Origin of the sequence: Meiothermus taiwanensis WR-220, from assembly GCF_003568585.1 — a bacterium.
GTDB classification, from domain to species: Bacteria; Deinococcota; Deinococci; order Deinococcales; family Thermaceae; genus Meiothermus; species Meiothermus taiwanensis.
In genome coordinates this window covers 1,177,709-1,191,388 of sequence record NZ_CP021130.1, presented here as the reverse complement: position 1 = coordinate 1,191,388, position 13,680 = coordinate 1,177,709, and the positions used below count along the sequence as shown (strand labels likewise).

At 63.9% G+C, this 13,680-nt stretch carries 13 protein-coding genes; 7 read left to right on the top strand and 6 right to left on the bottom strand.

All coding sequences use genetic code 11. The annotated features are described in order from the left end of the window. The first annotated feature begins 22 nt into the window (after window positions 1-22). The 5 genes from MTAI_RS05925 (at window position 23) to ruvA (ending at window position 3,570) form a co-directional block, all read left to right on the top strand. Entirely contained in the window at window positions 23-1,018 is a 996-nt protein-coding gene (locus tag MTAI_RS05925) for an IS701 family transposase (protein WP_187388538.1), read from the top strand. A 71-nt stretch (window positions 1,019-1,089) separates the two neighbouring features. Then, the gene (locus MTAI_RS05920) at window positions 1,090-1,422 is read left to right on the top strand and encodes a cupin domain-containing protein (RefSeq protein WP_027888774.1); all 333 of its coding nucleotides are present in this window, start codon (window positions 1,090-1,092) and stop codon (window positions 1,420-1,422) included. A 9-nt stretch (window positions 1,423-1,431) separates the two neighbouring features. Continuing rightward, window positions 1,432-2,202: an enoyl-CoA hydratase-related protein gene (locus MTAI_RS05915; RefSeq protein ID WP_027888775.1), complete on the top strand. Its 771-nt coding sequence runs from the start codon at window positions 1,432-1,434 to the stop codon at window positions 2,200-2,202. Between the two features lie 9 nt (window positions 2,203-2,211). Further along, window positions 2,212-2,979: an enoyl-CoA hydratase-related protein gene (locus MTAI_RS05910; protein ID WP_027888776.1), complete on the top strand. Its 768-nt coding sequence runs from the start codon at window positions 2,212-2,214 to the stop codon at window positions 2,977-2,979. 9 nt (window positions 2,980-2,988) lie between these two features. Next, window positions 2,989-3,570, top strand: coding sequence for a Holliday junction branch migration protein RuvA (ruvA, locus tag MTAI_RS05905; protein ID WP_027888777.1), 582 nt, complete (start codon window positions 2,989-2,991; stop codon window positions 3,568-3,570). A 2-nt stretch (window positions 3,571-3,572) separates the two neighbouring features. Here the strand turns inward: ruvA and MTAI_RS05900 are convergent, their stop codons facing one another. From MTAI_RS05900 to MTAI_RS05885, 4 genes are read right to left on the bottom strand one after another with little or no spacing between them, the layout of a single operon-like run. Continuing rightward, complete coding sequence (locus MTAI_RS05900; RefSeq protein WP_027888778.1) at window positions 3,573-4,352, bottom strand: HAD family hydrolase; 780 nt, start codon at window positions 4,350-4,352, stop codon at window positions 3,573-3,575. Between the two features lie 19 nt (window positions 4,353-4,371). After that, entirely contained in the window at window positions 4,372-4,923 is a 552-nt protein-coding gene (locus MTAI_RS05895; RefSeq protein WP_027888779.1) for a protoglobin domain-containing protein, read from the bottom strand. 36 nt (window positions 4,924-4,959) lie between these two features. Beyond that, window positions 4,960-5,511: a protoglobin domain-containing protein gene (locus tag MTAI_RS05890; RefSeq protein WP_043982890.1), complete on the bottom strand. Its 552-nt coding sequence runs from the start codon at window positions 5,509-5,511 to the stop codon at window positions 4,960-4,962. A 51-nt stretch (window positions 5,512-5,562) separates the two neighbouring features. Next, window positions 5,563-10,059 (bottom strand): glutamate synthase-related protein, encoded by a 4,497-nt coding sequence (locus MTAI_RS05885; RefSeq protein WP_043982888.1) that lies wholly within the window; start codon window positions 10,057-10,059, stop codon window positions 5,563-5,565. Between the two features lie 370 nt (window positions 10,060-10,429). On the opposite strand from MTAI_RS05885, the gene MTAI_RS05880 reads away from it, so the two are divergent. Then, a complete protein-coding gene (locus tag MTAI_RS05880; protein WP_027887604.1) occupies window positions 10,430-10,702 on the top strand; it encodes a stage V sporulation protein S in 273 nt (90 codons plus the stop codon). Window positions 10,703-10,838: 136 nt separating this feature from the next. After that, a complete protein-coding gene (locus MTAI_RS05875) occupies window positions 10,839-11,513 on the top strand; it encodes a zinc metallopeptidase (protein ID WP_027887605.1) in 675 nt (224 codons plus the stop codon). Window positions 11,514-11,558: 45 nt separating this feature from the next. Here the strand turns inward: MTAI_RS05875 and cysS are convergent, their stop codons facing one another. Beyond that, window positions 11,559-13,004, bottom strand: a complete 1,446-nt coding sequence (gene cysS / locus MTAI_RS05870; RefSeq protein ID WP_027887606.1) for a cysteine--tRNA ligase — start codon at window positions 13,002-13,004, stop codon at window positions 11,559-11,561. Window positions 13,005-13,146: 142 nt separating this feature from the next. Further along, window positions 13,147-13,584 (bottom strand): type II toxin-antitoxin system RatA family toxin, encoded by a 438-nt coding sequence (locus MTAI_RS05865; RefSeq protein ID WP_027887607.1) that lies wholly within the window; start codon window positions 13,582-13,584, stop codon window positions 13,147-13,149. Window positions 13,585-13,680 lie beyond the last annotated feature (96 nt).

Sequence of the window (13,680 nt, the reverse complement as noted above, 5' to 3'; positions counted from 1 at the left end):
AGGCCAAGAGGAGTTAGCTGCTATGAACCCCCCAAAGTGCACCGACCTGGACTATATCCACTTCCTCATCGCCGCCCAGAAGGTCTTCACCTGTACCGAAGCCGCCCGCTGCCAACCCGAGGAACCCAGCGCTCCCGCCCACGACGCCTTCACCCGCCTGCTCCAGCGACAGCCTCCCGACACGGAGGCGCTGTGGCAGGAGGCCAGGGCCGTGGTGGAGCCCACCCGGGGGCTTCTGATCCTGGACGACACCACCCTGGATAAACCCTATGCCCAGCGGATGGAGCTGGTGACCTACCACTGGAGCGGCAAGCACCAGCGGGTGGTCAAGGGGATCGCCCTCATGACCCTGCTGTGGACGGAGGGCCAGGCCCTCATCCCCTGCGACTTCAGGATTTATGACAAGCCCTGGGAAGGGAAGACCAAGAACGAGCACTTTATGGAGATGCTGCGGGTAGCCAAGGGACGGGGGTTTGCTCCAGCGTACGTGCTAATGGATAGCTGGTACGCTTCGCTGGAGAACCTGAAGGAGATTGCTCGCCTGGGCTGGCGCTTCCTCACGCGGCTGAAGGGGAACCGGCAGGTGAACCCGGATAGGGAGGGGCTTCGGCCGGTGAGCGAGGTGGAGATACCGCCGGAGGGGCGGGTGGTGCACCTGAGGGGTTTTGGTCTGGTCAGGGTGTTCCGGACGGTTTCGAAAGACGGGGACGCGGAGCACTGGGCGACCAACGACCTGGGGATGACTGAAGGTCGGCGGGGGGAGTTGGAGCGGGCAGGCTGGGGTATCGAGGTCTACCACCGGGGGCTCAAGGGGTGTTGCGGGGTGGAGCGGGCCCAGGTGAGAAAGAGGGCCTCTATCCTGGGCCACCTTCTTCTGTCCCTACGTGCTTTTCTGAGGCTGGAGGTGTACCGCTTGCGAACGGGGGTGAGTTGGTATGAGTCCAAGGCAAGTATTATCCGCGAGGCGATACGAAGTTACCTGGCCAATCCCATACACATCCTTCACCCAACTGCGTAAGTCCTAAGGGTAGAATCGGTCTGCTGTTCGACCTGAAGCCAAAGCATTAAGCTACTACACGAGGTTAAAACATGGACGTCTTTCCCGCGTGGTTTATGGCTTTCAAGCAGGTGGAAATCTGGCCTGGCATGGATATGGCGGTGCTCTCCGGCCACAAGGGACAGGTGGGGTTCGCCCAGGTTGCTGAAGAAACCTTCGTACCCGAACACGCCCACGACGGCCAGTGGGGGGTGGTGCTGGAAGGCCAGGTCGAGTTCGTAATCGGCGGCGAGACCCGGGTGTTCCGCAAAGGCGACTACTACCACATTCCCGCCGGCGTTCCGCACAGCGCCAGGCTGGCAGCGGGCACGGCCTTTATTGACGTGTGGGAAAACCAGCGCTTCCCGGCAGATCGCCTTAAGTAGGGGGGTTTTATGTACGAGAACATTCTGGTGGAGACCCACGGGGCCGTCGGGCTGGTGCGGCTCAACCGCCCCAAGCAACTCAACGCCCTCAACAGCGCCACCCTGCGCGAGCTGGCTACCGCCATCGGGGCCTTTGAGCAGGATGCCGCCATCGGGGCCATGGTCATCACCGGCAACGAGCGGGCTTTTGCCGCCGGGGCCGACATTGCCGAGTTTCAACAAACCACCCTGGCCGAGCTGATGAAGGGGCTGCGGGCCGACCAGTACGAGGTGCTGCGCAAGGTGCGCAAGCCGCTGATTGCCGCCGTCTCGGGCTTTGCTTATGGGGGCGGCTGTGAGCTGGCCATGCTCTGCGACCTGATTGTGGCTTCCGATACCGCCAAGTTCGCCCAGCCGGAGATCAACCTGGGCCTCATCCCCGGCGGCGGGGGTACCCAGCGACTGACCCGGCAGGTGGGCAAGTACCTGGCGATGGAGGTGATCCTGGCCGGACGGGTGCTCTCGGCCTGGGAGGCCCTGCAGCACGGCCTGGTGAACCGCGTGGTGCCGGTGGAGCTCTATCTGGAGGAGGCCCTCGAGCTCGCCCAGACCATCGCCGAGCGAGCCCCCCTGGCCGCGCGGCTGGCCAAGGACGCCATAAACCGGGCCCAGGACATGAGCCTGGAGCACGGGCTGGGCCTCGAGCGCAGCAACTTCCTGATTGCCTTTGGTAGCGAAGACAAGCAGGAAGGCACCACCGCCTTTCTGGAAAAGCGCAAGCCCCAGTGGAAAGGGCGCTAGGGAGGAAGCATGGAGGTACTTCTACGCGAGCAAAACAACGGTATTCTGACCCTTACCCTCAACCGGCCCGAGGCCATCAACGCCCTCACCACCGAGATGCTGCGGGAGCTTAGCAAAGCCCTCAAAGAGGCCGCCGCCCCGGAGGTGCGGGTGGTGGTGCTGCGGGGGGCGGGCCGCGGCTTCTGTTCGGGGCAGGATTTGCGCGAGTTTGAGGGGCAGCGCATCTCGTACAAGAACCACCTGCGCAACTACCGCTCGGTGGTGGAGGGTCTGGCCGGACTGGAAAAGCCGGTAATCGCCGCCATTCACGGGGCCGCCGCCGGGGCCGGCCTGTCGCTGGCCCTGGCCTGCGACCTGCGCATTGCTTCTTCCGACGCGGTGCTGACCACCGGCTTTAGCCGGATCGGCCTGATTCCCGATGCCGGCATGAACTACCACCTGCCCCGCATGGTGGGCTACGCCAAAGCCTTCGAGCTGGCGGTGCTTTCGGAGCGCCTCAAGGCCGAGCAAGCCCTGGCCCTGGGCCTGGTGAACCGGGTGGTGCCGGTGGAGGCCTTTGCCGAGGAGGTGGCCCGGCTGGCGGGTGAGCTGGCCCAGGGGCCCACCAAAACCTACGGCCTGATCAAGCGGGCCCTGCGGCGCAGCGCGGGGGCCAGCCTGGAGGAGATGCTGGAGTACGAGGCCTTGCTGCAGGAGGTGGCGGGCCGCACCGAGGATCACCAGGAGGGCGTGCAGGCCTTCTACGAGAAGCGCCCCCCACGCTTCCAGGGCCGGTAGACTAGCAGCGTGGTTCGCTACCTAAAAGGCACCGTACTGAAAAAAAATCCCGGCAGCGTGGTCTTGCTGGTGGGGGGGCTGGGCCTCGAGGCGAGCTGTCCGGCCTCGACCCTGGCCCAGCTCAGCGAGGGCCAGGAAGCCGCTTTGCACACCAAGCTGGTGGTGCGCGAGGACGACCTGTCGCTCTTTGGCTTTGCCGATGAACGCAGCCTGGAACTGTTCGAGCTTTTGCTCTCGGTCTCGGGGGTGGGGCCCAAGGTGGCCCTGAACCTGCTTTCCTCCCAGACCCCGGCTCTGCTGGCGCGGGCCCTGGCCGAAGGCGACCTGCGCCTGCTCACGGCGGCCCAGGGGGTGGGCCGGAAGCTGGCCGAACGCATCGCGCTCGAGCTGCGCGGCAAGGTGCCGGCCCATCTGATGGGCGAAGGGGGCCACCTGGTGCGCAGCAGCCAGACCGAGGAGGCCGAGCTGGCCCTCATCACCCTGGGCTTCCGCGAGGGCCAGGTGCGCAGCGTGGTGGCCGAGATCGCCCAGAAGAACCCCGAGGCCGGCACCCAGGAGCTCATCAAGCTGGCGCTAAAGGCCCTGCGCTGACGCTACTGGGCCTCCAGCCAGGGCAGCATCTGGAGCAGGTGGGTGACCTCGAGGTCGGCGGGGTGCTGGGGGTCTTTGGCCTTGAAGCCGCGCTCGACCCAGACCGATTTCATCCCGGCGGCCGCGGCCCCCGCCACGTCGCGTTCGGGGTTATCGCCCACCATCACACAAGCCGAGGGTTCGACTTCCAGGGCCTGGCAGATATGCTCGAAGATCCCCCGCTCGGGCTTGCCAGTGTCGAGCTCGCCCGAGATCGCCACCGCCTGGAAGCGATCCAGCAGGCCAAAACCCTCGAGCTTCTCCCGCTGCAAGTCCGGCACCCCGTTGGTGACGATGCCCAGCTTATACCCCGAAAGGGCCCCCAGCAGCTCGTCAATCTCCGGATAGCGCGGATACAGACGGCGCTCGCTAAAGTAGCGGTGGGCCAGGGCCTCGCTGAGGGCCTCGTCGTGAATGTTTTGCCGGGCCAGGGCTTCGTTCCACACGGCCACGCGAAAGGTGGGGGCCCAGTCGTGCAGAATCTTCAGGGCCGGGTGGGTCTGTACCTCGTAGCGCGCCCACAACCCCTCCCCGGCGCTGTGGCCGATGCGCTGGGTGTAGTCAAACACCGGCGAGGCTTTCCACAACCGCACCGCGGCTTCCTCGGCATCCTGAATGAGCCGGGGGATCTCCAGGCTGTACCAGGAGGCCGCATAAAAGGCGCAGCTTCGCAGGGCGTGCAGCGAGACCGGGTGATCCAGAATCAGGGTTTCGTCGAGGTCAAAGAGGATCGCGCGAATCACCCTATCATCTTACGGGCACTCAACGGGCTTTCTCCAAAAGCACCCGCGCCCCTTCCATCAGGGCCACCCGCTCGTCGTGGGTGTACTTGAGCCCCTCCGTCAAGGCATTCAGATAGCTTTCCTGCATGAGGGCGATCTCGACGGCCATGATCTTCTCGAAGGCGGTCATGGCCGCCAGCAGCTCGGATCCGCGCAGGGCGTTGCGCAGGTGCTCGAGGGTCAGTTCCTGCACAATGCCCACCGCCGGAACGTAGTGGCTGGGGCGCACCCCCACCCGGGCGTGCACCAGCCCGATGTGCATCCGCCGCTCGGCGTAGAGGGCGTCGTACTGGCCGGAGAAAAGCTCGCGGTACCAGGCCGCAAACGAGCGGTACAGCCGCTCCACCCGGCCCGGCACGCTCCAGAGAATCTCGTGCATCTCAGGGTCGCGGCCCAGGTAGTCGTAAAAGGCCAAGGCCACCTCGGGCGCCAGGGGGCCGGCGATGGGCTCGAGGCTCCGCAAGGTTTGCATGTGCTGCTCGGCCAGGCCCGTGCGGCGCACCAGGGTTTGTAGCAGCTCTCCGGCTTTCATTGCAGGGATTGTACCGTACTGCCCAGCCCATCCAGGCTAGTGGGCCTTACCCAGAATGGCCCGCGCCCCCGCGACCAGGGCCTGATCCGCAGCTGCGCCCAGACGGTAGCCGTACTCCATAGCCTGCATGTAGCTATCCTGCATGAGGGCGGCCTCGATGGCCATGATCTTTTCGAAGGCTTCCACCGCGCCAAAGACCTCCGGCGAACGCAGGGCGTTGCGCAGGTGCTCGAGCGAGAGTTCTTGCACGATGCCAAAAGCCGGCATGATAAAGCTGGGCTTAACCCCCACCGCCGCGTGCACCAGGCCGATGCGAGCCCGCTTTTCCGCGTACCCTGCGTCGTATTTTCCGCAGAAAAGGCCCCGGTACCAGTCGGCAAAACTCTGGTACAACCGCTCGACCCTTCCCGGAACCTCCCACAAAATGGCCCGCATCTCCTCGTCCCGGCCCAGGTAATCGTAAAAGGCCAGGGCAATCTCCGAGGCCATGGGGGCCATCAGGGGCTCGAGCCGGCGCAGTGTTTGGACATGCCGCTCGCACAGCCCGGTACGGTTGATCAACTGGCACAGCAAGGCCCCTGCTTCCATCAGGGGCAATTGTACCTTGCTGCGAGCGGAGAGGACAGGGCCTGCGTACCCCTACTCCGTGCTAACTTCCTGGGCCACCTGCTGGTTGACGGGCAGCACCATGCGGAAGTGGGCGGCAGGGTCGGCCAGCAAGCGCAAAAGCCGCTCGGCTTTGTCTTCCCGCTCGGCCGCCCGCAAAGCGTCGAGGTAGGCGCTCATCAGTTCGCGCACATCGGCAATACCCCGCTCGTCCAGCCTCTGGATGACCACCCTGGCCCCTTTGGCCAGCCGGCGTTGCATGGCTTCTTCGGTCAGGCCCATCTCGGGCCAGTAGCGCAGGTAGACCCGCCCGCCGGTCATGCCCGAGCAGATCCAGGGGCCGGGGTCGCCCAGCACCACCGCCCGACCACGGGTCATGTACTCGAAAGCGAAACCTTTGGCCTGGGCCCGGGCTGCAATGTTGCCCAGTTCATCCTGTACCGGACGGTCGGGCTCACCCCCCAGCACCACATCGGCCCCGGAGAGGCGGATGCAGAAGCGGCTGTCGGCCTGCCCTTCCACAATCAGCAGGCCGCCGATGGCCCCATAGGCAAAGGATTTGCCCACCGAACCATCTACGTACTGACCAAAGGGGTTGCGTCCCTTCAGGATGGCCACCTTGCCGCCGTAGGCGTTCTTGGCGATGCCGTCCTGGGCCCCCCCTTCCACCACAATCTCGAGCCCTTCCACATTGAAGGCGGCCACCCCGTTACCGGCCACGCTCCCGGCATCGAAGCGGATCTCCACCTTGGCATCCCAGCCTTTGCCGTACAGACGGCGGCGGGCAATTTCCCCGGCCAGGTGGGTGCCCAGGGCCCGGTCGGTGGAGCCCACCGGCCCTTCCTGGAACAAAAGCTCGCGCCCACCCTCGGCATAGGCCTGGGTGATCACCTCGGTGATGGAGCGGGTGAGCTGGTTCAGGGGCTTGCGCAGCACATGGGCCGAACGCTCGCCCAGCCACTCGGGGGCCGAGACGGGTTCGAAGAAGTAGCCGAGGTCGAGCTCCTCGGTATGGCCCTCTTGCAGAAGCAGATCGCTGCGACCCACCAGCTCGCGCAGGCTGCCAGCCCCCAGGGCCGCCACCAGCCGCCGCAGCTCCTGACCCTTCGCCCCAAAAAAGGTGGTGAGCTGCTCCACCGCCCGATCAAGTTCCTGGGGCACAAAGCGCTTGAGCCCGTGGGCCTGGGCCTGCTCCACGGTCTCAATCTGGGTGGCGATGCCCACGTGGCAGGTGTCCATCTGGCACTGGCGGCAGATGGTACAGCCGATCGCCACCATAGCCATGGTGGCCATGCCCACCCGGTCGGCGCCCAGCAGCACCATGCGCAGGGTATCGTAGGCAGTCTTCAGGCCGCCATCGGCCCAGATTTCGACCCGGTCGCGCATACCCGCCCGCACCAGCGCCCGGTGGGCCCGGCGCACGCCAATCTCCACTGGCAGGCCGGCGTACTTGAGGGCGTGCCAGCGGGCCGCCCCCGTACCCCCCTCGAAGCCCGACAAGGCGATTACATCGGCCCCAGCCTTGGCAATGCCCACCGCAATGGTACCGATACCGGGGATCACCGGCACCTTGACCGAGACCTTGGCCTTGGGGTTCACGGTTTTGAGCTCCTCGATAAGCTGGGCCAGGTCTTCGATGGAGTAGAGGTCGTGGTTGTTGGAGGGTGAGATGAGGTCTACACCCGGCACCGCGTTGCGGGCCGCGGCCACCTTGGCCGTGACTTTTTTGCCGGGCAGATGGCCCCCCTCACCGGGTTTGGCCCCCTGGCCGATCTTGATCTCGATGAAACCCGCCGAGTTGAGCATGTAGGCGTGCGCCCCGAAGCGGCCCGAGGCCACCTGCTGGCCGCGCCAGTGGGTGTACTTGCCCAGCATATCGGGGATTTCGCCGCCCTCACCGTTGATGCAGACCATGTTGAGCTTTTTGGCGGCCTCGATGTAGGCCCGGAAGCTGGCCTCGCCCTGGGAGCCGAAGCTCATGGCGGTGATCACAAACGGCAGCGAGTGCCCCCCCACGCTCAGATCCACTTCCTCGGGGTTGACCCCGGACTTGCCCGGGAACTTAATCCCCAGCAACTGCCGGGCCGCCACCGGTGATTCGCGCTCGAGCCCCCGTACTTTTTCCTGGAAGTGCTCATAGGGCGACTGGCCGGAGGAAACATCCATGGCCGCCTTGAAAATGCGGGAGTTGAAGCGGAAGTCCTTGGCTGGGACTACTTTCTCGGCATTGAGCAGGTTGAGCCGCTCCAGCAGGGTGCGCTCGAGCTCCAAGAGACCATAACCCGCCCGCTCGGAACCCAAGAAGTTGCGGATGCCAAAGTACTCGGCCAGCTCGGGCTTGAGGCCAATGGCGCTGAAGATGCGCCCATAACCCCGCACCTCGTGGATGCCCATGGTGGAGATGACCTTTTCCAGACCCTTTTTGAGGCCCTCGAGCAGGTTCTGTAGGCCCAGCGTGCCCCGGGCTGCCTGGGCTTTGTGCTGCATCAACCAGGGAGCCACCGCATCGGCCCCCAGCCCCAAGCAGACCGCTATATCGTGCAGGTTGCGCACCCCGCCCGAGTGCACCAGCACCGAGGTGCGGCGGCGCAGTGAGATTCCTTCTTCGTCGCGGGCTTCCTCCAGCGCCCGGCCCACCGCCGCCAAAGCCAGGTACACATCCAGCCAGACGCCCCCTTCAAAAGCCCCCCGATCCGAGAGCACCAGCAGCTCCACCCCACCCCGGACAGCCTCGACCGCCGCCTCCTGCAGGCGCTTGAGCCCAGCAGCAATCCCTTCCTCCACCGAAAACTGCAAAGGCAGGACGGCATGCTGGAAGCGGCGCAGGGCCTCCTCGTAGGTGAGGGTGCCGTGCTTCTGGGCAATGGCCCCCATCGAGGGTGCGGTCTCCTCGAGCAGCAGGGGTACCACCAGCTCTTCCACATGGCCCGCCCCGCGCCCATCGGGCAGGGGGCGCCGGCCCAGGATGCTACGGGTAGAGAAGTGCTCAATTTCACGTTCGCGGTCGATGGCGGGGTTGGTCACCACCGCCACGGTTTCCTTGAAGAACTCCGAGAGGTTGGGCTTTTCAGGGTTCAAAGCCGCAATGGGGCCGTCGTAGCCCAGCGAGCCGATGGGCTCGTTGCCGCTTTCTGTAAGGGCCTCGAGGTAGCCCGCATCCCAGCGATCCCAGCCGTAGGCCCGCTCGAGGTTTAGCGAGGGCGGGGCGGGCTTGTCCTCCACCTGGGCCTCGCCACCCCCCGCCAGCGGCGGAACCGAGGCGTAGCGGGGCCCGGCCAGGTGAGCGGCGTAGCCCTCGAGGTGGTGGGACTTGGTCAGGATGCGCTCGAGCACCTGCCGCTGGTGACGGTCGAAGGGGAACAGGCGCGCTCCGTCGGGGGTCAGGCGCAGGTACATCTTCTCGCCGGGGGCAAACGGGCGCGGCTCCGAGACAAACTCCTCTACAGTAAACACCCCCCGCTCCGAGCTAAACACATACTCCGAGTCGGTCTCGACAAACCACAAGGGGCGCAGGCCCATGGCATCGGTGGCGAAGACCGCCTCCTCACGGTGGCGCGTCACCAGGGCGGCGGGGCCCTGGGCCAGCGGGCCAAAACGCTGGCGCAGGTTCATGTACAGATCCTGCAGGGCCGGGGAGTAGTTCTTAATCTCACCCAGGATGGGTGGGAAGGCCACATCCATGGCCTCCGGCAAGGAGAGGCCGAAGCGGTAGAGCAAACCCTCCAGAATCCGGTTCAGATCCTGCGAGTCGGAGCCGCCGGTAAGCGGGATGCCCAGAAAACGCCCCTCGCGCCGCAGCCGCTCGATGGTGTTGATCTCGCCGTTGTGGCCCAGGAGGCCAAAGGGCTGCACCGCCTCGAAGGTGGACATGGTGTTGGTGGAGTAGCGGTTGTGGCCCAGGGTGATGGTGGACTTGTACTCGGCCCTCGAGAGCTCAGGGTAGTAGCGCTTGAGAATCTCGGCGGAGCCGCGCACCTTGTAGACCACGGTGGCGGTGGAGAGTGAGACCACGTGCACCGGGAAGCGCTGCTCGAGCAAGAGGCCCAGCTCCCACAAGGGGCCGTCGCCATCGGTGGAGAGGCCCGCCACCTGGTAGAACAGCGGTTCGGTGCGCCTGCCCACCGGCCCCAGCACGCGGCTGTTGGTCTCCCCTTTGCGCTCCAGAAGGAGCTTGATGCCCCGCTTGGAACCCTCCACCCGGAATAGGTCAAACAGCTCCTGAATGCGCGCCCCCTCGGATTTGGGGATAAACAGGTGCCCCACAAAAAAACGGGGGTTCTGTGCTAGGTTGCTGTCCAGACCCGCCTCGTAGAGGTAGCCGGCCCAGAGCTCGCGCGGCAGGTCGGTCTGGATGCCTGTGCCATCGCCTTCCCCCCGAATCAAACCGGCCCGGTGCGCCATCTTGTAGAGGCTTTCGATGGTACGCTGCACGTTGGCGTGGCTTGGACGCGCACTTTTCTCGACGATGGCGATAATTCCGCAAGCGTCGTGACCATTTGGTATACCAGGGTATGCCTCACTAAATCTCATCCAACAGACCTCCGGGTTCGCACATGATGTAGGGGGAAGTCTTCGCAAACTTATGCGAAGATTTGAAGCAGTATACGAATCCCCCCTGTTTGCGTCAATACAAGAAAGGGTGTGGCAACCCCTCTATTCGCCGCCCAAAACGCTGGCGGCTTTGGATGCCTCAACCGGCTGTGCCACCCCATCGATAAATCCCAACAAGGACGTATTTTCTTGACATCGAAACGCCTTTACTTCTACAATGCAAGCAGACCGATAGCGCCAGTGGTATAGCCCAAAAAGTGGCGCCGAGCATGGAGCACAGTCAGCAGCTTTCGTATATTTGAATAAAGGTACCTACCTTAATCCTGTGGACGGTGTACTAGGAGGTTTTGTGGAAACGCTGCGTGTGTCCGGCAAGTCACGTCCCAACTCTGTGGCCGGTGCGATTGCTGCGCTGTTGCGCTCCCAGAACGAGGTTGAGGTACAGGCCATCGGCCCTGAGGCGGTTAACCAGGCGGTCAAGGCCATTGCCATCGCCAGGGGTTACATCGCCCCTGACAACCTCGATTTGATAGTAAAACCGGCTTTTGTTAAGCTAGAGCTCGAGAGCGAAGAGCGCACCGCACTTCGCTTCACCGTACGCAGCCAGCCTTTGCAACCATAGCTTAGCCAGTGAACCCAGCCTTCCAACCCAACTGTTCGGTGGGGCGGGTTGCGGTGGAGGGCTGCCTGCCTGCGAGTAACCCAAGACTCAGAGAACCCACAGGGAATCTGATACCTTGTACGTGTAGGAGGAGAGGATGACCATAACGTTCTTACTGATGATTGCGGTTTTTGTAGCCACGCTGTTCATACAGTTCTGGCTCCAGCGCACCTATGCCCGTTATAGCCGGGTCGCCAACAGCCGGGGGGTGACGGGAGAACAGGTAGCCCGTGCCATCCTGGATGCTTACGGCCTGCACAACGTTCGGGTCGAGATGGTTCCAGGGGCCCTGACCGACCACTACGACCCCATCGCCAAGGCCGTGCGCCTGTCGGAACCCAACTTTCACTCGCCCTCGGCGGCGGCGCTGGCCGTGGCCGCCCACGAGGTGGGGCACGCCATCCAGGACGCCAAAAGCTACGCCTGGTTGCGGGTGCGGCACAGCATCCTGCCGGTTGCCAACATCGGCAGCATGTTTGGCCCCTGGATTTTCATTCTGGGCATGTTCATGGGCGCAACCGGGCTAATGAACATTGGCATCTGGCTCTTTGCAGCGGCTGCGCTGTTCCAGCTCGTAACCTTGCCGGTGGAGTTCGACGCCTCCAACCGGGCCCTGAACATCCTCAAGAAGATGAACTTCCTCGACAGCAGCGAGATGAATGGTGCCCGGGCCGTTCTGACAGCGGCGGCCATGACCTACGTGGCTGCTCTAGCCAACTCGCTGGCCACCATCTTGCACTACGTAGCGATTATGACCCAGCAGCGCGAGTAGGCCACTCCAGATGGAAAAGCCCCGCATGCGCGGGGCTTTTTCCTTCTAGGTTCCCACCTTCCACTTAGGGCCTTCGCGGGTGTCCTCGACCACCACCCCCAGTTCGGTCAGGCGCTCACGGATGCGATCCGAAAGAGCAAAATTACGGTTCCGGCGGGCCTCTTCGCGGATATCGAGCAACAGGTTGACCAGCCCATCCAGTAAAGCACCGCCCAGTTGGTTCTCCAGCACCCGCGCAGGGAACAGCCCCAACACCCCCTCGCCCAGTTCAGCGAAGACCTGTTCCGCCGCCTGCAGGCTCTCCCGGCCTGGTCGCTCGCTTAGGGCTTTATTAAGCTCGGTGACGAAGTTGAAGAAGGCAGCAATGGCCTGGGCGGTGTTCAGGTCATCGTTCAGGGCGTTGGCAAAGTCTTTCCGGAGGTTCTCGATGGCCCGATCCAGCCCCGCGTGCCGGCCTGCGGGGGCGCGGGGCAGCAAGCGGCGCACCTCGCGGTAGGCGTTCAGCAGGCGCAGGTAGCCGTTCTTGGCAGCCTCGAGGCCCTCGTCGGTAAAGTCCAGCACGCTGCGGTAGTGGCTGTTCAGCAGGTAAAAGCGGATGTACATGGGCTCGTAGCGGGCCCGGAGTTCGGCCAGGGTGATGAGGTTGCCGGTGCTCTTGGCCATTTTCTGCCCATTCAAGAGCACGTGGTAGTGGTGCATCCAGTAGCGGGCAAAAGCGTGCCCGGCGGCCTCGGCCTGGGCAATTTCGGCCTCGTGGTGGGGAAACTGCAAGTCCACACCGCCGGCGTGAATATCGAAGCCATCCCCCAGGTACTTGAGGCTCATGGCCGAGCACTCGATGTGCCAGCCCGGAAACCCCTCCCCCCAGGGCGAGTTCCAGCGCATGATGTGCTCGGGCTCGGCCCGCTTCCACAGGGCAAAGTCGCGGGGGTCTTCCTTCTCTTCGCGCACCTCGACCCGCGCCCCGGCCTCCTGTTCCTCGATGTCGCGGTTGGAGAGCTTGCCGAAGGCGGGCCAGCTTTTCACCCGAAAGTAGACCGAGCCGCCCGCCACGTAGGCATGCCCCCGCTTGAGCAGGGCCTCGGTCAGCTCGATTTGCTCGGGGATGTGACCGGCGGCCCGGGGGGTGATATCCGGGCGGAGCACGTTCAGGGCCTGCATCTCATCGAAGTAGCTCCACATGTATTTTTCGGCCACTTCCATGGGCTCCAGGCGCTCGAGCTTGGCGCGCCGCTGGATCTTGTCCTCTCCTTCGTCGGCATCGTCGGTCAGGTGGCCCACATCGGTGATGTTGGAAACAAAACGCACCTTATAGCCCTGGTGGCGCAGCCAGCGCCGCAGCACGTCGTAGACGATGGGGCCGCGGGCGTGCCCCAGGTGCGGGTCGGAGTAGACTGTGGGGCCGCAGACATAAATGCCCACGTAGCCCGGCGTGGCGGGCACAAAGGGCTCTTTTTGGCGTTTGAGGGTGTTGTAGATTTGCAAAGACATCTGGATCTCCTAAGCGATCAGCCGTTTGCTATAAACCGACCTAAGAAAAACGCCGGGCTGGTGGCACACAGCACACCATGACCCCGGCGGGATCATTCGGCTTAACATCGCGGAGCGAAGTACATAACCGGAGTATAGCACCTCAAGCTGCGGTGCAGCGCTCCTTGAGACCGCGTAATAGATCGTCGACGTTTTCCTGCATGAGCTTTTTAACCAGTTTTTGCAGCAAACCACCAAAAATGGGGATGTTGAGTTCGTATTCCAGCTTCAGCACCGCCCGGGTGCCCTCCCCCTCGGGCAGGAAGGTCCAGGAACCCCGGTAGACATCAAAGTCGCCCTCTTTGCTGTCGAACTCGTTGCGCAGCTCGGCATCGAACCAGCGCTCCTCCTCGATCCACTGGACTTTTTTGCCCATGGCCACCGCCACAAAGCGGGTGCGCGAGGTGCTGCCGTGGTCCTCCAAAACCTCGAGGGTCTCCACGTCCTTTAGGTAGGGCTTGAGGCCGGCCAGGTCGCGCGCGGCGGCATAGACTTCCTTGGGGGGTTTGGGGATAAAAAGTTCGGAGATCACTTCCGGCATAGCGTTAGTTTACAGGCAAACCGTTCGATTCTGGCGGTGAAGGGGTGGACTGCACACCTGACCTGATGCGATAGACTTGGGGCGGAAGGGAGGGAG

What these genes read in the sequence shown, in the direction of transcription:
- cysS (WP_027887606.1), bottom strand. Translation starts at nt 13,004, where the DNA reads ATGTCTTTGCAAATCTACAACACCCTCAAACGCCAAAAAGAGCCCTTT.
- MTAI_RS05895 (WP_027888779.1), bottom strand. Translation starts at nt 4,923, where the DNA reads ATGAAAGCCGGAGAGCTGCTACAAACCCTGGTGCGCCGCACGGGCCTG.
- MTAI_RS05885 (WP_043982888.1), bottom strand. Translation starts at nt 10,059, where the DNA reads ATGAGATTTAGTGAGGCATACCCTGGTATACCAAATGGTCACGACGCT.
- MTAI_RS05890 (WP_043982890.1), bottom strand. Translation starts at nt 5,511, where the DNA reads ATGGAAGCAGGGGCCTTGCTGTGCCAGTTGATCAACCGTACCGGGCTG.
- MTAI_RS05915 (WP_027888775.1), top strand. Translation starts at nt 1,432, where the DNA reads ATGTACGAGAACATTCTGGTGGAGACCCACGGGGCCGTCGGGCTGGTG.
- MTAI_RS05925 (WP_187388538.1), top strand. Translation starts at nt 23, where the DNA reads ATGAACCCCCCAAAGTGCACCGACCTGGACTATATCCACTTCCTCATC.
- MTAI_RS05875 (WP_027887605.1), top strand. Translation starts at nt 10,839, where the DNA reads ATGACCATAACGTTCTTACTGATGATTGCGGTTTTTGTAGCCACGCTG.
- MTAI_RS05920 (WP_027888774.1), top strand. Translation starts at nt 1,090, where the DNA reads ATGGACGTCTTTCCCGCGTGGTTTATGGCTTTCAAGCAGGTGGAAATC.
- MTAI_RS05865 (WP_027887607.1), bottom strand. Translation starts at nt 13,584, where the DNA reads ATGCCGGAAGTGATCTCCGAACTTTTTATCCCCAAACCCCCCAAGGAA.
- MTAI_RS05910 (WP_027888776.1), top strand. Translation starts at nt 2,212, where the DNA reads ATGGAGGTACTTCTACGCGAGCAAAACAACGGTATTCTGACCCTTACC.